The organism is Streptomyces sp. NPDC127098 (assembly GCF_042722465.1).
GTDB classification, from domain to species: domain Bacteria; phylum Actinomycetota; class Actinomycetes; order Streptomycetales; family Streptomycetaceae; genus Streptomyces; species Streptomyces millisiae.
Genome location: NZ_JBHXFJ010000085.1, coordinates 1 through 20,008, shown reverse-complemented (window position 1 = coordinate 20,008; position 20,008 = coordinate 1). Strand labels below are relative to the sequence as shown.

Genomic DNA, 20,008 nt, shown 5'->3' with positions numbered 1-20,008 from the left:
GGGCGCCCGGGAGGTGCCGGTTCCCGGGCGCCCGACCGGCGGTCAGATCTGGGGCTTCCGGTGCTCGTAGGTGGCGCGGAGGTGGCGGGTGATGGCCTTGCGTTCCGCGGTGCGTCGGGAGCGGAGCCTGGCGTCGTCGCGGGAGGCGGCCCAGGCGGACTCGCGCAGCAGCTTGCGGTAGCTGACGAGGCGTCGTTCGGGCAGGGCGCCGTCCTCGACGGCGGCGAGGACGGCGCAGTCGGGTTCGGTCTGGTGGGCGCAGTCGGCGAAGCGGCAGTGGCGGGCGAGTTGGGTGATCTCGGCGAAGACCTGCTCGATGCCGTCGCCGGTGTCCTGGAGGCCGACGGCGCGCAGCCCCGGCGTGTCGATGAGGACGCCGCCGGTGGGGAGGGGGAGGAGTTCGCGGTGGACGGTGGTGTGGCGGCCCCTGCCGTCCTGCTCGCGGACGTGTCCCGTGGCGAGGAGGTCGGCGCCGAGGAGGGCGTTGCCGAGGCTCGACTTGCCGGCGCCCGAGGCGCCGAGCAGCACGACGGTGCCGGTGAGGACGGCGGTGAGGGTGTCGAGGCCCTCGCCGGTGGCGGTGCTGGTGAGGAGGACGTCGACGCCGGGGGCCAGCTCCGCGGTCTCGGCGAGGGCGTCGGCGGGGTCGGTGGTGGCGAGGTCGGCCTTGGTGAGGACGATGACGGGCCGGGCGCCGCTCTCCCAGGCGAGGGCGAGGAGTCGTTCGACCAGCCCTGGCGCGGCGCGGCCGGCGAGGGAGACGGCGATGGCGACGGTGTCGACGTTGGCGGCCAGGGCCTGGGCGTGGGAGCGGGCACCCGCGGAAGCGCGGGTGATGGCGGTGCGGCGGGGGAGGACGGCGGCCAGCTCGGGGGTGGGACCCGGGCGCAGGGCGGCCCAGTCGCCGGTGCAGGGCGGGGCGGTGCGCTGGTCGGTGGTGGCGCGGACGGTGCCGGTGGTGGTGACGGCGGTGGCGTGGCCGCGGTCCACCCGGACGATGCGGGCGGGGTGGTGGCCGGCGGCCTGGTGGTCGGCGAACGCGGCGGCCAGGTCGGCGTTCCAGCCGTAGGAGGTGAGGGGGTGGGAGTGGGAAGGTGCCTGAGGCGAAGTCAACGTGAGGACCCTTGGGTGAAAGGTGGGGTCCGGTGGTGGCGGCTCGGTGTGCTCAGCCGCGGCAGGCCGGGGCCCCGGATGGGAGGTTGGCTCGGACGTCGCGCGTGGTGGCGACGGATGTCGCGGTCATCAACCTCACCTCCTTCTGGCGCCGGGTCCTGTCGTCTGGTGTGGGGAGGTTAGCAGCGGCGGCCTGGCGGGCGCAGCACGTTTTCCGCCCGGACAGGGCCTGGGGCCGCCCGGCGGGCGTCCGAGGGGCGGAACGCGCTGGTGGGGGCCGTGCGGGCGTGTTGGGATGGCCGGCATGGGAGAGCTGGACGTGCGGGCCGCGGTGCCCGCGGACGCCGAGGCCGTGCTGGCGTTCTGGCGGGAGGCCGCCGAGGGCGTGAGCATCAGCGACGACCTGGACGGGGTGGGGCGGCTGATCGCCAGGGACCCGGAGGCGCTGCTGCTCGCCGAGCGCGACGGGGCGCTGGTGGGCACGGTGATCGCCGGGTTCGACGGCTGGCGCTGCCACCTGTACCGGCTCGCGGTGGCGCCGGCGTGCCGGCGGCAGGGCGTGGCGACGGCGCTGCTCGCGGCGGCCGAGCGGCGGTTCGTGGCGCTGGGCGGGCGGCGGGCCGACGCCATGGTGCTGCACCACAACGAACTGGGGCACCGGGCCTGGGACGCGGCCGGCTACCGGCGGCAGCCGGAGTGGGGCCGCTGGGTGAAGGGCCTCGCCGGCTGAGTCGGCGGGCGGACAGGCGGGCGGGGTCGATGAGTTCGGCTCGGGTGGCTGGTCTCCTTGGGCATGGGTGGCGTGGAGTTCGAGGTGTGGGGGCCGGTGGCGCGGTCCGATGTGCCGGGCCTGTGCGAGCGATTCGGGGCGGCCGTGGCGGCGGGCGGCGGCGGCCCGGTGGTGGTGGACCTGCGGGTGCTCGACCGGCCCGGGCCGACGGCGGTGGAGGCCGTCAGCCGGCTGGCGCTGACGGCGCGGCGGCTCGGCTGCCAGGTGTCGTTCACCGGGGTGGACGACGGCTTACGGCGCGTGCTCGGCTTCCTCGGGCTCGCCGAGATCCTGTCGCCCGAGCTCGCCGGCCCCGGGGAACCCGGGGTCGACCGTGGCGCCCGGCGGCAGGTGGTCGGGGAGCCCGAAGAGCGGGAAGAACCGCTCGGTGTCGAGGAACGCGTTGATCCCCGTGACCCGGCCCGCTGAGATCTCCAGGACCTGAAGGGCCCAGGGCGCGTGGCCGCCGTCCGACGTCGGCCGGTACTGGCCGAAGGCGGGGCTGCCGTTGGCCCAGGTCGGTATCAGCCGGGAGCCGGCGCAGCCTATCCCGGGGCCCGCCATCCAGGCCCGCACGTCCTCGCGGCCGCGCAGCCACAGGTCGTAGGGCGGCATGGACAGGGTGGCGTCCTCGTGGAGCAGGGTGGTGAGCGCGTCGAGGTCGTAGCGCTCGAAGGCGTCCAGGTAGCGGGCGAGCAGCTCGCGGTGCTCGGCGGTGAGCGGCTCGGCCGGGTCGGCCGGTGAGGCGCCGGTGGCGGCGAGCGTGGCGCGGGCCCGCTGGAGGGCGCTGTTGACCGAGGCGACGGTGGTGTCGAGGAGCTCGGCGACCTCGCTGGCCTTCCAGCTGAGCACCTCGCGCAGGATGAGCACGGCGCGCTGGCGGGGCGCGAGGTGCTGGAGGGCGGCCACGAAGGCCAGCCGGATGGTCTCGCGGGCCTCGGCGGTCTCGGCCGGGTCGGCGGTGAGGGTGCGGCTGTCTGGCATGGGCTCGATCCAGGCGGTCTCGGGCAGCGGCGGGCCGAGCTCGGCGGAGGCGGTCGGGACGGGCGACGACAGGTCCATGGGGCGGGCCCGGCGGCCGGCGCCGCTCAGCATGGTGAGGCAGACGTTGGTGGCGATGCGGTAGAGCCAGGAGCGGAGCGAGGACCTGCCCTCGAAGCGGTCGAGGCTCCGCCAGGCCCGCACCATCGTCTCCTGCACCGCGTCCTCCGCCTCGAAGGCGGAACCGAGCATGCGGTAGCAGTGGGCGGTGAGCTCCCTGCGGTGCCGCTCGAGCTCCCGCTCGGTGGGTTTTTCGCTGGTGGCGGTGGGTGTCGTCATGGCGTGCGCTCGCTTCCCTGGGGTGGCCGGGACGCTCGCCCGTCCATGTGCGGCCACCATAACGAGGGGGTCTGACAACGGCCGGGTTCCGCGGCGGCGAGCCGTCGTCAGCCGGCGAGCTCCCCGACGATGACCTCCGCCTCGGCCCGCGTGTAGGGGCCGCCGAGGCTGGCGGTGCCCTGCCGGTCCGGCCCGGCGAGCACGCCGGTGGACACCAGCCGGCCGCCGTGGACGAAGGCGAGCTGGCCACGCGGGTAGGGCTCGGACCGCACCCGCTCGGTCAGGCCGCGCAGCTCGGCGACGTCCTCGGGACGGAAGGTGACGCGCACCGCCCACAGATCGGCGACCGGCCCCGGGACGGCCTCGGCGTCGGCGACCTCCTCGACGGTGAGGCCGCCGTCGAGGTCGAGGGTCCGGCACAGGGAGTCGGCGGGGTCGTAGAAGGCGTCGGGCCGGCCCGCGGGGCAGGAGGGCGCGAACAGCTGGGAGGTGACCTGGGCGATGCGCAGCGGGTGGGCGGCGGGGGGCGGGTCGGTGAGCGGCGCGTTCCTGGCGAGGGTGACGGCCAGGAAGGACAGGGCGCCGCCGAGCACGCAGAGCGCCGCGGCGGTCAGCGTCGGTCCCGACGGGCGCGGACCGGCCGGGTGCGGTCTGTCCTGACGTGGGCCGGTTGGCGCGCCGCCGCTCATAACGGTCCCTCCCGTCCCCCTACCGGGGGCCCCTGTGCCGCATAAAGTTAGCGCTACCGGTGGCCTGTGCGCAGGCGGGTCGGAAGAACGGATGCAGGGGGTTCGTGGGATGCGTGACCGGGTGCTCGACGGCCGTTACCGGCTCGGGCGGCAGTTGGGTGCGGGCGCCATGGGCACCGTCTGGGAGGCGCTCGACCTGCGCCTGGAGCGGACGGTGGCCGTGAAGGTGGTCGGCTCGGTCGCCGTGGGGCGCGATCCACGGGCCCGGGAGCGGTTCGAGCGGGAGGCGAAGCTGCTGGCCGCGCTGTCCAGCCCGTTCATCGTGACCGTGCACGACGTGGGCGAGGCGCGGTTCGAGAACGACCCGGACCCGGTCCTCTACCTGGTGATGGAGCGGCTGCGTGGCCGCTCGCTCGACCAGGTGCTCGCGGACGAGCTGCCGCCGCTGGTCGAGGTGGCGCGCTGGGGCGAGCAGATCTGCCGGGCGCTCGCGGTGGCGCACGAGGCGGGCGTCGTGCACCGGGACCTGAAGCCGGCCAACGTGATGGTCGAGCCCGACGGTCTGGCCCGGGTGCTGGACTTCGGCATCGCCGCGGTGCTCGCCGAGTCCACCGACCACGCGCGGCTCACCTCGACCGGCGTGGTGGTGGGCACCCCCGCCTACATGTCGCCCGAGCAGATCGAGGGCCGGGCGGTGGCGGCCAACACCGACCTGTACGCGGCGGGCTGTCTCCTGTACGCGCTGACGACCGGCCGGCCGCCGTTCCACGGCGCGTCGCTCTACCAGCTGCTGCGGCAGCAGTTGGAGGAGACGCCGGTCGCGCCCGGCACGCTGCGGGCCGGGGTGCCGCCCGAGTGGGACGATCTTGTGCTGTCCATGATGTCCAAGCGGCCGGAGGAGCGCCCGGAGAGCGCGGAGGCGGTGGCCGAGCGGCTGCGGGACCTGTCCGGTCTGGTCGCCGGCACGCTGTCGGCGGCGCCGGTGGCCCGGCTGGACTACGAGCCGACGCGGGTGGACCCGCGGTCCGTGCTGCTCGCCGCGTGCCCGTGGGCCGCGGGCGGCCGGCTGCCGCTGGCCACGGGCCAGCGGATGCGGCTGGCCGACGTGCTGCCTGGCGGGGACGCCTTCCGGGTCGGCCTGCGGGGCGAGGCCCTGGCGGACGGTCCCGCGCTGCACGTGGACGCGAGCGCGCTGGTCCTCGACGAGGCCGGGCGGGTGCTGTCGGACGAGCACTTCGTCTTCTTCAACAACACGGAGCCGGCGGGCGTCGGGGTGCGTCTGGAGGGCGGCGAGTCGGAGGCGTGGTTCGCGGTGCGGCTGCCGGCGTTGCCGGCGGCGGCGGAGCGGGTGGTGTTCGCGCTGTCCGTGGACGAGGAGCGGACGCCGGGGCGCGACCTGTCGGACGCGGGGCTGCTCCACACGCGGCTCGTCGACCCGTCGAACGACCGGGAGCTGCTGTGCTACGGGTTCCCCGCGGGTCCTGCGGGTGCGTCCGGGGTGCTGCTCGGCGAGCTGGTCCGCGAGGAGGACGGCTGGTGGTTCTCGGCGGCGAGCGTCGCCTTCGACGGCGGCCTCGCGGAGATCGCGGAGAGCCACGGCGTGGCGGTCGAGGCGGAGACGACGTGACGTGACGCGGCGCGTCGGCTTGGCGCCGGCGGGGGTTTCCCCCACCCACCCGCCCTTGGCGGCGTAGCCGCCGGGGCGGCGGGTCGCTGCGCGGTTGGGGCGCGACGGGTTTGTTCCCCACCCAACCCGCCCTTTCCGCCGCGCGGCGCAGTGCGGAGCCGCTGCGCGTCGCGGCGCGCTGGTCTTGTCCCCCACCCGCCCGCCCTTTTCGCGCTTCGCGCGGTCGGCCGGCGCCGGCTGCGGCGCGGAGGGGGTGGGTGGGGCAAGACCGGCGGAGCCGGTCGCCCGCGCCGCCGCGCGCAGCGGCGTCGTGCCGCGTCAGCGGAGAGGGCGGGGGGTGGGGAAAGAGACCCCGGTCTACTTCAGGAGGCGGGAGAGGCGGCGGTCGGCGAGGGATTTGCCGTCGGTCTGGCATGTGGCGCAGTACTGGAGCGACGAGTCGCTGAAGGACACCTCGCGGATGGTGTCCCCGCACACCGGGCACGGCTCGCCGGTGCGGCCGTGGACCCGGAGGCCGCTCTTCTTCTCGGCCTTGAGGCGGCCGGCCGCAAGGCCCGACGCGCGGTCGACGGCGGTGCGCAGGGTGCCGGTGAGGGCCGCGTGGAGGGCGGCGACCTCCGTCTCGTCGAGGCGGGCGGCCAGCCGGTACGGGGACATGCGGGCGGCGTGCAGGATCTCGTCCGAGTACGCGTTGCCGATGCCGGCCAGCACGGACTGGTCGCGCAGGACGCCCTTGAGCCGCCGGTTCTCGTCGCGGAGCAGGGCGGCGAGCGCGGCGGGCGTGAAGTCGGGGGCGAGCGGGTCGGGGCCGAGGCGGGCGACGCCCGGGACGTCGGCGGGGTCGCGGACGCAGTAGACGGCGAGCCGCTTCTGGGTGCCGGCCTCCGTGAGGTCGAAGCCGGCGCCCTCGGGGGTGTCGAGCGCGACGCGGAGGGCGAGCGGGCCCTTGCCGGGGCGCGGCGGGGTGGCCGGGAGGTGGTCCTGCCAGCGCAGCCAGCCGGCGCGCGCGAGGTGGATGACGAGGTGGAGCTCGCCGACCGTGAGGTCGAGGAACTTGCCGTGCCTGGACACCGCCGTCACCGGTTGGCCCTCGACGGCGGTGAGCGGCGGGTCGTAGGTCTTCAGGACGTGGAAGGCGACCGGCATCGCGCGGCGGACCCGGTGGCCCACGGCTGAGCCGGTCAGGAACGCGCGCAGTGCCTCGACCTCGGGGAGTTCGGGCATGCCTCCCAGCGTAGGCCAGCCTGGGACAAACCGAACGGGCCTACGGCTGCATGGGCCCCGGGACGTCGGCCCGGTCGTCGTCGGCGTCGCGCTGTTCCTCCAGGGTGTCCAGGTAGAGCAGGGCGACCGTCAGGTCCTCCGGGGTGAGCTGGCCGTCGGCCGGGTCGGGCGGGTTGAGGGAGAGCGCGGAGCCGCCGGTGAGGGCCAGGCGCAGCGGGAGGGAACCGGCGTCGGGGCCGGCGAGCTGGCCGAGGTCGAAGGTGGCGGCGGTGAGCACGCCGTTGCGGATCTCCAGGCGGGTCTCGACGGGCTCGGTGGCGTCGGAGGCGTCGGAGGAGGCCGGGTCGACCAGCGGTGGGAGGCCGAACCGCTCGGTCTGGGCGGTGAGCAGCGCGAGCAGCGGGGCCAGGGCGCGGCGCGCGTCGTCGGCGGCCATGGTGACGGTGACGAGCTCGGCGCCGCGCGCCTCGCCCGAGGAGCTGAGCGTGGCGTCGGAGCGCAGCGCGGTCTCCAGGGCCTCGACGAACCCCCACTGGGCCTCGGGCGTCAGCAGCTCGCCGCCGTCGACGAGGGCGCCGGCCATCCGCTCGGAGGCGTCGGCGCTGACGCCGTCGGCGCCGCCCTCGCTGAGCGCGGCCGCGTAGTCGGGGTAGCGGTCGGGGTCGATCTCGACCCAGTTGCCGGCCAGCGCGTTGCGGGCGGCGGTGAGCGAGTCGGGGAGCTGGGCGGCGTCCTCCTCCAGGCGCTGGGCGCGGGCGACGGCCGCCTCGCCGGCGTCGTAGACGTCGTCCACGACGGCCTGGGCACCGAGCCGCACGTAGGTGTGGTCCCCTATGTTCTTCACGCCCGCCACGTCCCGGCCGCCGAAGTTGATGGTCATGGCGCCGTCCAGCGGGTCGTCGGGGTCGAGGTCCCGCATCCGGGTCTCGCGCTCCGGGTCGCCGACCGCGACGGTGAGCTCCAGGTCGGCCAGCAGCCTCGCCTGGTCGGCGGACGGCTGGCGGTGGCCGCCGTCCCGCGCGGCCGCGCGCTGTAGGTAGGCGTAGACCTCCTCCGGGGTCGCCTCCAGGGTGGCGCCGACCGTCAGCGCCTCCCAGGAGAGCAGCTCGTCGGCGGCGTCCGAGACCTCGAGACCGGCGCGCGCCTGCTGTATCACCTGGCAGGCGCCGGTGGTGGCGGTGAGCAGCGCGGCGCCGCCGAGGGCGGCGAGCCGCGTGAGGAGCGGTCGGTTGCTCGGGCGGGTACTGATGGCTCACTCCTGGTCGGTGGGGGCCTGGTCGGCGGGAAGCGGTGTCGAGGACACCCGGCGGCTCGTCCCGCGTCACGGGGGACGCGGCACCAGTCTCCACGGGCAACGATCGAGCCCCGCGTCGGAGTGCCCCCTGTGGCCGAGGCGTCACCGTCCGGTAAGCCGCTTGTTAGCTAACGGTCGCCGCCGCGTCCTTCGGTGGCGGCGTCTAGCCTTTCGGTATGGAGGAACCCCAGCGCGAGCCGTGGATCGTCGGTGTCTCGGGCGCCTCGGGGACGCCCTACGCGGCCGCGGTGCTGCGGGCGCTGCTGGCGGCCGGCGAGTCGGTGGACCTGGTGGTCAGCCGGGCGGCGCGGCTGACGCTGCTCGACGAGACGGGCGTGTCGTTCCGGGACGGGCACTGGCGGGACGATCTGCGGAGCTGGCTGGCGCGCGGGGCGGACGGCAAGCCGGACACGTATCTGGCCGCGCTGCCCGACCTGTCGGGGGACGTGGTGCGGTGCTGGCGTCCCGGGGACCTGGCGGCGGGTCCTTCGTCCGGCTCGTACCGGGCGCGGGGGATGCTGATCGTGCCGGCCTCGACGGCGGCGGTGGCCGGGGTGGCGCTCGGCCTGTCGAAGGACCTGTTGCAGCGGGCCGCCTCGGTCACGCTGAAGGAGCGGCGGCCGCTGGTGGTGGTGGTGCGGGAGACGCCGCTCGCCGGGCAGACGCTGCGGCAGCTGGTGGCCCTGGACGAGGCGGGGGCGGTGGTGCTGCCGGCGTCGCCCGCGTTCTACGCCGGGGCGAGCCACATCCAGGACGTGGTGGACTTCGTGGCCGGCCGGGCCCTGGACGCGGCGGGGGTGGCGCACGACCTGTACCGCCGGTGGCGTGGGGAGCTGGGGGGTGGCGCCGCTCGTTCGGCCCACCACTCGTAGGTGGCCGGGGGCGAATGCCTTAGATTCGTCTGTGCAATCGACCAGGGGACGAGGAAGGCTCTGTGACGATGGACGCGGTGGACAGGCAGCTCATCCAGGCCCTTCGGGAGAACGGCCGGGCGTCCTACGCCGAACTCGGCCGTCTGGTGGGCCTCTCGGGGCCCAGCGTCACCGACCGGATCAACCGCCTGGAGGCGGCCGGCGTTATCACCGGCTACCGGGCCACGGTGGACGCCCGCTCGCTCGGGCTCGGCGTCACCGCGCTGATCGGCATCCAGCTGTCGGACTCGGTGGACCACGAGGAGGTCGCGGGCCGGCTGCGGGAGCTGGCCGAGATCGAGGACTGCTGGTTCATCGCCGGCGACGACTCGTTCATGCTGAAGGTCCGCGCCACCGACGTGGACGGTCTGGAGCGCACCATCCGCCGGCTCTCCTCCACCAAGGGCGTCTCGCGCACCAGGACCACGATCGTGCTGTCCACCAAGTGGGAGAACCGGGTCGGCGACCTGCCCGACGGGGTGCGGGCGTAGTCTCGTCGTTGTCCGGCGGTCGCCCGCCGGCGGCCGGCACGGTGGCGAGAGGGAGGCGCGGCGCATGGACGCGGGGCTCAAGCGGGATCTCGAGGAGAAGGTGCGCTCCGGGGAGCGGCTTTCCCGGGAGGACGGCATCGCGCTCTACGAGTCCGACGACCTGGCGTGGCTGGGCGGCCTCGCGCACGAGGTGCGGACCAGGAAGAACGGCGACGTCGTCTACTTCAACGTCAACCGCCACCTCAACATGACCAACGTGTGCACGGCCTCGTGCGCCTACTGCTCGTTCCAGCGCAAGCCGGGCGAGAAGGACGCGTACACGATGCGCATCGAGGAGGCCGTGCGCCTCGCCAAGGCGATGGAGAACGACCAGCTCACCGAGTTGCACATCGTCAACGGCCTGCACCCGACGCTGCCCTGGCGGTACTACCCGCGTTCGCTGCGCGCCCTCAAGGAGGCGCTGCCCGAGTCGGTGCAGCTCAAGGCGTTCACCGCGACCGAGATCCACCACTTCGAGACCATCTCCGGGCTGCCGGCGTCCGAGATCCTCGACGAGTTGATCGACGCCGGTCTGGAGTCGCTGACCGGCGGCGGCGCGGAGATCTTCGACTGGGAGGTCAGGCAGCACATCGTCGACCACAGGACCCACTGGGAGGACTGGTCGCGGATCCACCGCCTGGCGCACTCCAAGGGCCTCAAGACGCCCTGCACCATGCTCTACGGTCACATCGAGGAGCGCCGGCACCGGGTGGACCACGTGCTGCGGCTGCGCGAACTGCAGGACGAGACCGGCGGCTTCCAGGTCTTCATCCCGCTCCGCTACCAGCACGACTTCGTCGACATGAAGGACGGCAAGATCCGCAACCGGCTCCAGGCCAGGACCACCATGGCCACCGGCGCGGAGGCGCTGCGCACCTTCGCGGTCTCCCGGCTGCTGTTCGACAACGTGCCGCACGTCAAGGTGTTCTGGGTGATGCACGGGATCCAGACCGCCCAGCTGGCGCTGCAGCACGGCGCCGACGACATGGACGGCTCGGTCGTCGAGTACAAGATCACCCACGACGCGGACAACTTCGGCACCCCCGACAAGCTCACCAGGGACGACCTGCTCGAGCTGATCAGGGACGCCGGCTTCCGCCCGGTGGAGCGCAACACGCGGTACGAGGTGCTGCGCGAGTACGAGGGCCCCGACCCGGACCGTCGTGAGTCGCCCCAGCCGATGCGGGTGTGAGCGGCGTCGCCATGCGGTTGCGGTTCGTGCTCGACCCAGCGGTCACGGCCGAGCTCCGGGAGGGGCTCGCCGAGCTGTGGGCCGACGTCACCAACGCCGGCGGCGCGGTCGGCTTCGTGCCGCCGGTGACGACGGCCGACGTGACGCCGGCGCTGCGGCAGCACCTGGTGGGGATGGCCGAGGGCACCACCCGGCTGCTGGTCGGCCTGCCGGCCGGCGGCGACGACGGTGCGGGACGGCCGGTGGCCACGGCGTTCTTCAAGCTCAACACCCACCCGCTGATGGGCCACTGGCTGGGGCTCGGCACGGTCATGGTCCACCCCGACCTCCAGGGCGCCGGCGCCGGCCGCGCGCTGCTCGCCGCGGCGGCCTCGGCGGCCCACCGCGTGCTGCCGGGCACCACCGGCATCCGCCTCACCTGCCGGGGCGGCCTCGGCCTCGAACGCTTCTACGCGGCCTGCGGCTACCGCGAGGTGGGCCGCCTGCCGGCGGCGATCAGGGTCGCCGAGGACGACTACCGCGACGACATAACGATGTGGCTCCCGCTTGGCCCTGACCGGGCGGTCCTGGCAGCGACCGCCGGCGCTGCCGGCGGGGGCCGGTGAGGGCCGGCCCGGTGCGGGGCCCTGCGCGGGCGGCGTCTGGGAGTCGGTGAGGAACGGCGTGGTGGCTTCGCTGGGCCTTGTGCGGGTGGTCTTCGGGGGCCGGTGAAAGCCGGCTTGGTGCCTGTGTTTCACTGGGAGGCAGCCAAAGTGGGACAAGTCAGCGTGGGACCGGGAGGTGGCACCGTGAGCCACAGCACGGAGGCAACCGAGCGGACGGCCACCGTCGGCGAAGCCGATGGTGTGGCCGAGGCCGGCGTCGAGTCCCCTGAGACGGCCGAGCCCGCCGCCGGCGCGGCTGCGCCGGCCAGGCCCGCCGCAGGCGACGCCGGGGCTGAGCCCGTCACCGTCGGCGGAGCCGACGAGGCTGCCGCGCCGGCCGTCACCCCGGACGGCGCCGCGGTGAGCGCCAGCGAGCCCGCAGGCGACGCCGCAGGCGGATACGCCACCGTGCGGTACACCCTCGCGCGGTTCGGTGTGTTCGTGGCGTCGTTCGTCGTGATCGCGGCGCTCGCCTACGTCGGGGTGCTGCCGGAGTCGTTCGGGGCGGCGAACCCGCTGTGGATCGCGCTGTTGGCGATCATCGTGTCCGCGCCGATCAGCTACGTCGTGCTGCGGCGCCAGCGGGACGCGATGTCGCAGCAGATCGCGCCCCGGATCGAGCAGGCCAGGGGACGGCTGCGGGCCAACCAGTCCATGGAGGACGACGCCGCCTGAGGCCGTCCCGCGGAGTGATCCGCCTCACGCCGCACTGTCATCTCCCCTTTCTTCACCGGTAGTTGTGATCGGACCCATGACGTGTCCGAAACCTGGTGCTACCGTCGTGCGTGTGAACACCGCAGCCGCGCCCCTCTCTGACCCGAGCACTCTGCTCGTGGCGCGCCTGCACATCGATCTCTGCCGCTGTCTGACCGCGGCCTGTCGCTGATCCGCGTTTACCCGACGCCGATAACGGCGACCCTTCTCGCGCGCCACGTTCCCGCGCCGCGCTCGCATGTCATTCACACCTGACCGGAGTGTGCCCTGTGTCAACCCCGTCCCCCACCCGCGACGGCAGACGGCTCTCAATATCCCTGCCCCCGTTCTGGGCCCAGATCCTCATCGGCCTCGTGCTCGGCGTGCTGCTCGGCTGGATAGCCCGCGCCACCGAGGTCGAGTGGCTCGGCCGGACCCTCGACGAGATCGGTGGAAACTTCGTCCAGCTGCTGCGGCTCGCCGTCGCGCCCCTGGTCTTCTTCGCCATCGCGGTCTCCATCACCAGCCTCCGCAACGTCTCCAACGCCGCCCGCCTGGCCGGGCGGACGCTGCTGTGGTTCCTGGCCACCTCGCTGATCGCCGTCGCCATCGGCATCGTCATCGGCCTGGTCACCAACCCGGGCGACGGCACGGGCCTCACCCCGGCCGACGGCTCGGCGCCGGAGACCAGGGGCTCCTGGCTCGATTTCCTGACCGGGATCATCCCGACCGACATCATCACGCCGTTCACCGAGCTGAACGTGCTGCAGATCGTCTTCCTCGCCGCCGCCGTCGGCATCGCCGCGCTCCAGCTCGGTGACCGGGCCGCGCCGCTGATCACCTTCGGCGAGACGGCGCTCGAACTGCTGCAGAAGGCGCTGTGGTGGGTGATCCGGCTGGCCCCGATCGGCACGGTCGGCCTGATCGGCCGCTCGATCAACGAGTACGGCTGGGACCTGCTCGGCGACTACGCGACCTTCACCGTCGACGTGTACGTCGGCTGCGCGCTGGTGCTGTTCGGCGTCTACCCGCTGCTGCTGCGCTTCGCCGCCGGCGTCGACCCGCTGCGCTTCTTCCGCGCCGCCTGGCCCGCGATCCAGCTGGCGTTCGTCTCCCGCTCCTCGGTCGGCACGCTGCCCGTGACCCAGAAGGTCACCGAGCGGCTCGGCGTGCCCCGCGAGTACGCCTCGTTCGCCGTGCCGTTCGGCGCCACGACCAAGATGGACGGCTGCGCCGCGATCTACCCGGCGCTGGCGGCGATCTTCGTCGCGGAGATCTTCGACGTCAGCCTGGGGCTGCAGGATTACGTGCTGATCGTGTTCGTCTCGGTGATCGGCTCGGCCGCCACCGCCGGCCTCACCGGCGCCACCGTGATGACCACGCTGACCCTCTCCACCCTCGGTCTCCCGCTGGAGGGCGTCGGTCTGCTGCTGGCCATCGACCCGATCCTGGACATGGTCCGCACCGCCACCAACGTGGCAGGCCAGGCGGCCGTGCCGGTGATCGTGGCGGCCCGCGAGGACATCCTGGACCGCGAGGTCTACGAGCACGCCACCAGCTTCGAGATCGACGGCGTCGACGCGACCCCGGCGCGGGCCGCCGCCGCGTAGCGGCAACCCTCCGCCCACCGAGTGGCCGGCCTCCCGGGAACCCCGGGGGCGCCGGCCACTCGGCGTCGGGGCACGGTGGGAAAAGGTGGCCTCGGCGCCGCCCTGGAAGGCCCCGCCCGGCGCCTGGCGGGGGCCGTGGGGACGCGGCCGCCGGTGGCCTGGAACCCGCCTCCGGGGCCCGCGCGGCAGGCGCCGAGACGCCCGTCTGTACTCTCGTCACACCCCATCTGACCTGGCCTTTTGCCCGTTCGCGCGACTAGGATCCCGGTATGGAACGGGACATACGCACCGTCGAGGACGTACTGCGGCTGCTGGACGGGAGGTTCCCGCCGGCGGCCGACCACTGGCGGGAGTTCTACGCCGACCGGGACCGGCCGGTGCCGTTCTTCGTCGACAAGCCGGACGAGAACCTGGTCTCCGCCCTGGACCGCGGCCTGGTCCCGCCGGGCGGCCGGGTGCTGGACCTCGGCTGTGGTCCCGGGCGCAACGCGATCCACCTCGCGCGGCGCGGCTTCGCCGTGGACGCCGTCGACCTGTCGCCGACCGCCGTGGCCTGGGCGGGGGAGCGGGCCGAGGCGGCCGGCGCCGACGTGCGGTTCCGGTGCGGCGACGCGTTCGAGCTCGTCGGGCACGGCGAACTCGCGGGACCCTACGACCTGATCCACGACTCCGGCTGCTTCCACCACCTGCCGCCGCACCGCCGGGTCAGCTACCTGGCGCTCCTCGACCGTGCCCTGGCGCCCGGCGGCCACCTCGCCCTCACCTGCTTCGCGGCGGGCGCCGAGCGGTCCGGGACCGAGCTGTCGGACGCCGACCTCTACCGCGCCGGCGACCTCGGGGGCGGCCTCGCGTACACCCCCGAGTCGCTGCGCCGGATCTTCGCCGACCTCGACGAGGTCGAACTGCGCCGGATGCGCGACGAGCCGGCCGACTCCCCGCACTTCGGGGAGCCGTTCCTGTGGGCCGCCCTGTTCCGGTCGCGGTGAGACAGGGCGACGCGAAAGTGAGGAGCCGTCGCCCCGGTGCGGTGGCTAGGCTCCGGCCATGTCGTCTTACGTGCGGCCGTCGCTGCCGCGGCAGGTGTTCCGGGACGCGTCGGGGGCGGACGGCAGGGTGGTGCGGCTGGTGCCGGCGCGGGGTGACGGTGCGCCGTTGCGGCTCACGTTCACCGACTACCCCGGGGTGGATGTGCGCGCCGGGGTCTGGGGTGGTTTCGCCCATCCGGGGTGCGGGTGCGACGCCTGCGACGAGGGCGTGGAGGAGCTGGTCGAGGAGCTGGAGCGGGTGGTGCTCGCCGTGGCCGCCGGAAGGTTCCAGGAGGAGTACCGGGCCGGCAGCGACACGCCGGTTCGCTACCGCATCGGCGTGGCCCAGGACGGGGACTACCGGGCCGGTGCCTCGTCCGCCGAGGGGGTGTCGCCGGCCAGGTTGGCCGAGGGACGGCGGCGGTTGCGCGTGTTGCCGGCCGGCTGGGCGCCCTGGCCGGCGGCCGGCTGACGCGCCGCCCGCCCGCTGTGCCCCCCGCGCGCCGGGGGGCTCACGGGGCGCGCTGCCCGCGCACCACGTGAACCCCCTCGGTGTGTTTGTGACCCCCCTTGTGAACGTTCCGAATTGGACCACTTACCCGCTCCACTGAGCGTATGAGGGCTTCGCTTGGCTCATGGAGGGGGTTCACGATGACGGCGCCGTCACCGGACGCGAGAGAGCTGCCCATGCCGACCGCTCGGCCGGTGCCGCTGGAACCCGCCGCGTTCTCCACCGCCTATCGGTTCCGGTCCGTCGCGCTGCTCGCCGACGCCCAGGACACGCCGCCGGTCGCCCGCCGCATGGCGCGGGAGACCCTGGACGACTGGGAGTTGCCCTGGCTGGTCGACGACGTGGTGCTGTGCGTCTCGGAGTTGGTGGGGAACGCCGTGCGGCACGTCACCGGCCGCCGCAGGATCGGGCTGACGCTGCGGCACTGGCCGCGCTGGCTGTTCGTGGAGGTCACCGACGAGGACCCGGCGCCGCCGCGGCTGCCGTCCGGCGACCCCAACGGGCTCGACCTGTTACCCGAGCACGGGCGGGGGCTGTTCATCGTGCAGAGCCTGGCGGACGCGACGTGGTGGGCGCCGCGCGACGCCGGGGGGAAGAGCGTGTTCTGCCGGTTCGACGCCAGCGCGGGGCACGGTGCGGTGTGATGGTGTCGCGGTTCGCGGACTGGCTGCTGTCGCCTGACCCGTACGGGGGCCCGCCGATCTACGCGACGGAGTGCACCACCTGTGACGAGGCGTCCTCGGGCGCCGAGTCCCGGGAGGACCCGGAGGTGTGGTGCCTCCGCCACGCGGCCCGCACCGGCCACACGGGGTTCCGTTCGACCGTGACGACGTTCCTGCGGGCCACCCCGCGCAGCGGTCTCAGCAGCGGGCCGGCTTGAGCCAGGAGCACTCCAGGTCCGCTCCTTCGGCGACGGGAGCCGTCGTCGTGGCCGCCGGGCCGCCCGAGGTGGCCAGTGCCGTGACGACGGTGTCCTCGATGTCCTTGGGGGACGCGCTCAGATACCCGTTGAGCAGGATGCTGAACACCAGCTCCCGGCCGTCCGCCGTCGTCACATAGCCCGAGAGGCCGGTCGCGCCGGTCAACGAGCCGGTCTTGGCACGTACGTTGCCGGCCGCCGCCGTGCCGCACATCCGGGAGCGCAGCGTGCCGCCGACCATCCGGTCCGCCGCGCAGGCCACCGGCAGCGCCTCGTACCACGGCCCGAACCAGGGCTCGGCGCGCACCTCGGTGAGCAGGGTGGCGAGTTCGGCGGCCGGGATCACGTTCATCCGCGACAGCCCGGAACCGTCCACCTGCCGGTAGTCGCCGGTGTCCAGGCCGAGTTCGGCCGCGTACCGCTGGACCGCCGCCAGGCCGGCCGACCAGGTGCCGCGGCCCGCCGTCGCCACGCCGAGGGTCTTCACCAGCACCTCGGCGTGCATGTTGTTGGACAACTTCAGGAAGGGCACGAGGAGTTCCGACAGCGGCATGGACTCGTGGGCGGCGAGCGGCGCGGCGTCCCCCGGGGTCGTCCGGCCGAGGATCGTGTCGCCGGTGACGCGGACGCCGTGCGCCGCGAGCGCGTCGGCGAAGACGGCGGCGGCGTGCGCGGTGGGGTCGGCGACGGCGACCCAGGCGGTGGTGGGCTGGGCGCCGAGCGGGATCCGGCCGCTGACGACCACCGCGTCCGAGCCGTGCGGCCGGCCGACGGACAGGGTGTCGGGCTCGCCGGCGGCCACCGTGATGGCGCGGTTGTCCACCGGCACGTGGTCGCCGGCCGGGGTGAGAGTGACGCGCGGCGGGTCGCCGACGGCGGCGCCGGGGGCGGCCGAGACGTATACGGTTCCGGCGTCGTAGTCGGTGTCGGGGGCGACGGTCAGCGCCGAGACGCCGGCCGAGTAGTAGTCGCCCTCGCCGTCCCAGGACCAGGCGCGGCCGAGCCGGACGGAGTCGAAGCGGGTGTCGTCGGCGACCAGGTCGCCGCGGATCCTGGTGATGCCGCGAGCCGCGATCCCGGCGGCGAGGGCGTCGTAGTCCTCGGCCAGCATCGTGGGGTCGCCCGAGCCGCGCAGATACAGGTCGCCGCGCAGCTCACCGCCGTGGACCCGGCCGGCGCCGACGGCCTCCGTGCGGTAGCGGAAGTCGGGGCCGAGGATCTCCATGGCGGCGGCCGAGGTGAGCAGCTTGGTGTTGGACGCCGGCATCAACCGGTCGTCGCCGCCGCGCTCGTAGAGCGTGTCGCCGGTGGCCGCGTCCCGGACGACGACGGACGCCCGGGCGCCGTCGAGTCGGGCATCGGCCAGGGCGCGGTCCAGCGCCTCGGCGAAGTCGGGGGTGGCGGCGTCCTGTTCGGCGCCGGCGGGAGCGGACCAGGCCAGGGTGGTGGCGGCCAGCAGCAGGCCGGCGCCGAGGGCACCAAGCCGTCTGAGCGAGGGGGTTGGTCGCGTCATGGCGCCGAGGATGACGGAAGATTCCTTCCCTGTAAGGCGCGTTGGCGGAAAGTCACATTCCGGAAACGTGCGCGCGGGGTGGGGTGTGTTCGATTCGTGTAACCGCCACGCGTTGCCCGCCCGTGCGCGGGGAATCCGGTGAAGGTGCCGGTCAACGGGCCTTTGGCGCGGCAGAATCCGGGGCATGCCCTGGAACCGGGGCCGCACCGGGAGGACCAGATGCCACAGCCGAACACGCCGACCGCGACCGCGCCTCCGGGACAGGCCGTCGTCCCGCCGCGGCTGCGCGTCGAGCACGGGCGGGTGGTGCGGGCGTCGGTGCCGCCGCTGGTGCCGCCGGTCGAACAGGGCAGCTTCGCCGACGTGCCGTACGTCAACGCCTACGAGGCGCCCGACGACGTCGCGTTCAGCCGCCGGCACGGCGACGGCAGCTGGTACGACGTCACCTGCGCCCAGTTCGCGACCGAGGTCACGGCCGTCGCCAAGGGCCTGATCGCGCACGGGCTGCGGCCCGGCGACCGGCTCGCCATCATGTCCCGGCCGCGCTACGAGTGGACGCTGCTCGACTTCGCCGCCTGGGCCGCGGGACTCATCACCGTGCCGATCTACCCCGGCAGTTCGCCGCAGCAGGTGCGATGGATCCTGCGGGACGCGGGGGTGCGGGCGTGCGCCGTCGAGGGCGGCGAGGAGGCGCGGACCGTCACCGCGGTCCGGCACGAGCTGCCGACGCTCGACCACGTGTGGCAGCTGACCGCCATCTCGACCCGCGAGGGCGGCGTCCTCGGGCCCATCTCGGCCCCGGGACGCAGCCTGCCGGAGGCGGTCGTCGCCGAGCGGCGCGCGCTGCTCGCGCCCTGGCTCGCGGCCACCATCGTCTACACCTCGGGCACCACGGGACAGCCCAGGGGCTGCGTCCTCACCCACGGCAACCTCTTCGCCGAGGTCGACAACGCCATCGCGCTGCTCTACCCGGTCTTCCGGCGGCTGACGGACGAGCCGCCCGCCACGCTGCTGTTCCTGCCGCTCGCCCACGTGCTCGGTCGGCTGGCCGCGATCGGCTGCGTGCGCGCCCGGGTGCGGCTCGGGCACGCGCCGAGCACCAACACCGACGACCTGCTCGCCGACCTCGCCGCCTTCCGGCCGACGTTCCTCTTCGCCATCCCCCACCTGCTGGAGAAGATCTTCAACAGCGGCCGGGCGCGGGCGGAGAAGCTGGGCCGTGGCGCGGCCTTCGACCGGGCGGCCCGCATCGCCCGCCGCTACGGCGCGGCCGCCGAGGCGCAGCAGCACGGCATGGCGCAGGGCCCGGGGATGGGGCTGCGGGCGGCCCGCTCGCTGTACGACCCGCTGGTCTACCGGCGCATCAGGGCCGCGCTCGGCGGGCACGTGCGGCACGTGGTGTGCGGCGGCTCGCCGCTCGGGCGCCGGCTCGGCGCGTTCTTCGAGGGCGCCGGCATCTCGATCTACGAGGGCTGGGGCCTCACCGAGACCACGGCCGCCGCCACCGTCACCCCGCCGAACGCGCAGCGGCTCGGCACGGTCGGCTGGCCGGTGCCGGGCACGGAGGTCCGCGTCGCGCGGGACGGCGAGGTGCTGGTGCGCGGCGGGCAGGTGTTCAGCGGCTACTGGGACGCGGAGCGGCGCGAGGTGGCGCCGGCCACGGACAGCGAGGGCTGGCTGGCCACCGGCGACCTCGGCTCGTTCGACGACGAGGGCTACCTGACCATCACCGGCCGGAAGAAGGACCTCATCATCACGGCCACCGGCGAGACGGTTGCACCGGCGCCGCTGGAGGACGCGCTGCGGGCCCACCCGCTGGTCAGCCAGTGCGTGGTGGTCGGCGACGACCGCCCCCACCTGGTCGCGCTGATCACCCTGGACCAGGACGGGCTCGCGCACTGGCAGCAGGTGATGGAACGCCGGCAGCTCACGGCGGCCGAGCTGGTCTCCGACCCGGAGCTCCGGCGCCACCTGCGGCGGGCGGTGGACGACGCCAACGCGGACTCCCCCGGCGGGGTGCCGATCCGTGACTTCCTGGTGCTGCCACGCGACTTCACGATCGCGTCCGGCCACGTGACGCCTTCGCTGAAGATCCGGCGGGAGGCGATCCTGCGGGATTTCGCGGGCGCGATCGAGCGGCTCTACGGGGACGCTGCCGCTGGGGCGAGCCGGCCGGAGTAGCCACCGGTTGCCGCGGCGGCGCTTCGCGCCGGCTTGTCCCCCCACCCACCCGCCCTCTCCGCGCTGCGCGCGGTGGCGCCTGCGGCGCCGGCAGCCCGGCGCTGTGCGCGGTTTTCCCCCACCCGCCCGCCCTTGTTCGCGCTGCGCGCGGTGGCGCCTGCGGCGCCGGCAGCCCGGCGCTGTGCGCTGGTTTTCCCCCACCCGCCCGCCCTTGTTCGCGCTGCGCGCGGTGGCGCCTGCGGC

At 74.5% G+C, this 20,008-nt stretch carries 19 protein-coding genes and 1 pseudogene; 14 read left to right on the top strand and 6 right to left on the bottom strand.

The window, feature by feature from the left end; translation table 11 throughout:
- Positions 1–42: 42 nt before the first annotated feature.
- Complete coding sequence (rsgA, locus tag ACFWI8_RS33015) at positions 43–1,113, bottom strand: ribosome small subunit-dependent GTPase A (protein WP_387099090.1); 1,071 nt, start codon at positions 1,111–1,113, stop codon at positions 43–45.
- A 304-nt stretch (positions 1,114–1,417) separates the two neighbouring features.
- Between rsgA and ACFWI8_RS33010 the strand changes: the two genes are divergently transcribed.
- Positions 1,418–1,843 (top strand): GNAT family N-acetyltransferase, encoded by a 426-nt coding sequence (locus ACFWI8_RS33010; RefSeq protein ID WP_387099088.1) that lies wholly within the window; start codon positions 1,418–1,420, stop codon positions 1,841–1,843.
- A 63-nt stretch (positions 1,844–1,906) separates the two neighbouring features.
- Positions 1,907–2,104 (top strand): annotated as a pseudogene (locus tag ACFWI8_RS33005) (hypothetical protein); the annotation flags it as partial.
- A 30-nt stretch (positions 2,105–2,134) separates the two neighbouring features.
- On the opposite strand, the gene ACFWI8_RS33000 reads toward ACFWI8_RS33005, so the two are convergent.
- Entirely contained in the window at positions 2,135–3,202 is a 1,068-nt protein-coding gene (locus tag ACFWI8_RS33000) for a sigma-70 family RNA polymerase sigma factor (RefSeq protein WP_387099086.1), read from the bottom strand.
- Between the two features lie 107 nt (positions 3,203–3,309).
- Positions 3,310–3,891: a hypothetical protein gene (locus tag ACFWI8_RS32995; RefSeq protein WP_387099084.1), complete on the bottom strand. Its 582-nt coding sequence runs from the start codon at positions 3,889–3,891 to the stop codon at positions 3,310–3,312.
- A gap of 109 nt (positions 3,892–4,000) precedes the next feature.
- Here ACFWI8_RS32995 and ACFWI8_RS32990 point away from each other — a divergent pair, with 109 nt between their 5' ends.
- The gene (locus ACFWI8_RS32990; RefSeq protein ID WP_387099082.1) at positions 4,001–5,518 is read left to right on the top strand and encodes a protein kinase; all 1,518 of its coding nucleotides are present in this window, start codon (positions 4,001–4,003) and stop codon (positions 5,516–5,518) included.
- Positions 5,519–5,875: 357 nt separating this feature from the next.
- Here the strand turns inward: ACFWI8_RS32990 and ACFWI8_RS32985 are convergent, their stop codons facing one another.
- Positions 5,876–6,742: an Fpg/Nei family DNA glycosylase gene (locus ACFWI8_RS32985; protein ID WP_387099080.1), complete on the bottom strand. Its 867-nt coding sequence runs from the start codon at positions 6,740–6,742 to the stop codon at positions 5,876–5,878.
- Between the two features lie 40 nt (positions 6,743–6,782).
- Positions 6,783–7,898, bottom strand: a complete 1,116-nt coding sequence (locus ACFWI8_RS32980; protein ID WP_387099078.1) for a hypothetical protein — start codon at positions 7,896–7,898, stop codon at positions 6,783–6,785.
- Positions 7,899–8,212: 314 nt separating this feature from the next.
- Between ACFWI8_RS32980 and ACFWI8_RS32975 the strand changes: the two genes are divergently transcribed.
- From ACFWI8_RS32975 to ACFWI8_RS32930, 10 genes are all read left to right on the top strand, one after another.
- On the top strand, positions 8,213–8,908 hold the full coding sequence (locus ACFWI8_RS32975) for a UbiX family flavin prenyltransferase (RefSeq protein WP_387099076.1): 696 nt from the start codon (positions 8,213–8,215) through the stop codon (positions 8,906–8,908).
- 68 nt (positions 8,909–8,976) lie between these two features.
- On the top strand, positions 8,977–9,438 hold the full coding sequence (locus tag ACFWI8_RS32970; protein ID WP_311604566.1) for an Lrp/AsnC family transcriptional regulator: 462 nt from the start codon (positions 8,977–8,979) through the stop codon (positions 9,436–9,438).
- Positions 9,439–9,502: 64 nt separating this feature from the next.
- Entirely contained in the window at positions 9,503–10,669 is a 1,167-nt protein-coding gene (gene mqnE, locus ACFWI8_RS32965; protein WP_311604560.1) for an aminofutalosine synthase MqnE, read from the top strand.
- 11 nt (positions 10,670–10,680) lie between these two features.
- Complete coding sequence (locus ACFWI8_RS32960; RefSeq protein WP_387099102.1) at positions 10,681–11,274, top strand: GNAT family N-acetyltransferase; 594 nt, start codon at positions 10,681–10,683, stop codon at positions 11,272–11,274.
- A gap of 183 nt (positions 11,275–11,457) precedes the next feature.
- Positions 11,458–11,988, top strand: a complete 531-nt coding sequence (locus ACFWI8_RS32955; protein ID WP_387099074.1) for a DUF4229 domain-containing protein — start codon at positions 11,458–11,460, stop codon at positions 11,986–11,988.
- A 299-nt stretch (positions 11,989–12,287) separates the two neighbouring features.
- Positions 12,288–13,616: a dicarboxylate/amino acid:cation symporter gene (locus ACFWI8_RS32950; protein WP_387099072.1), complete on the top strand. Its 1,329-nt coding sequence runs from the start codon at positions 12,288–12,290 to the stop codon at positions 13,614–13,616.
- Between the two features lie 269 nt (positions 13,617–13,885).
- A complete protein-coding gene (locus ACFWI8_RS32945) occupies positions 13,886–14,602 on the top strand; it encodes a class I SAM-dependent methyltransferase (RefSeq protein ID WP_387099070.1) in 717 nt (238 codons plus the stop codon).
- 58 nt (positions 14,603–14,660) lie between these two features.
- On the top strand, positions 14,661–15,113 hold the full coding sequence (locus ACFWI8_RS32940) for a DUF6226 family protein (protein WP_387099068.1): 453 nt from the start codon (positions 14,661–14,663) through the stop codon (positions 15,111–15,113).
- A gap of 215 nt (positions 15,114–15,328) precedes the next feature.
- A complete protein-coding gene (locus ACFWI8_RS32935; protein WP_387099066.1) occupies positions 15,329–15,796 on the top strand; it encodes an ATP-binding protein in 468 nt (155 codons plus the stop codon).
- The gene (locus tag ACFWI8_RS32930; protein ID WP_311604554.1) at positions 15,796–16,032 is read left to right on the top strand and encodes a hypothetical protein; all 237 of its coding nucleotides are present in this window, start codon (positions 15,796–15,798) and stop codon (positions 16,030–16,032) included. Before ACFWI8_RS32935 ends, ACFWI8_RS32930 begins: the two co-directional genes overlap by 1 nt.
- Here the strand turns inward: ACFWI8_RS32930 and dacB are convergent.
- Positions 16,013–17,584, bottom strand: coding sequence for a D-alanyl-D-alanine carboxypeptidase/D-alanyl-D-alanine-endopeptidase (gene dacB, locus ACFWI8_RS32925; protein ID WP_387099064.1), 1,572 nt, complete (start codon positions 17,582–17,584; stop codon positions 16,013–16,015). The two genes, ACFWI8_RS32930 and dacB, sit on opposite strands and share 20 nt — an antisense overlap.
- A gap of 219 nt (positions 17,585–17,803) precedes the next feature.
- On the opposite strand from dacB, the gene ACFWI8_RS32920 reads away from it, so the two are divergent.
- On the top strand, positions 17,804–19,765 hold the full coding sequence (locus ACFWI8_RS32920; protein ID WP_387099062.1) for an AMP-dependent synthetase/ligase: 1,962 nt from the start codon (positions 17,804–17,806) through the stop codon (positions 19,763–19,765).
- The last annotated feature ends 243 nt before the right edge of the window (positions 19,766–20,008 follow it).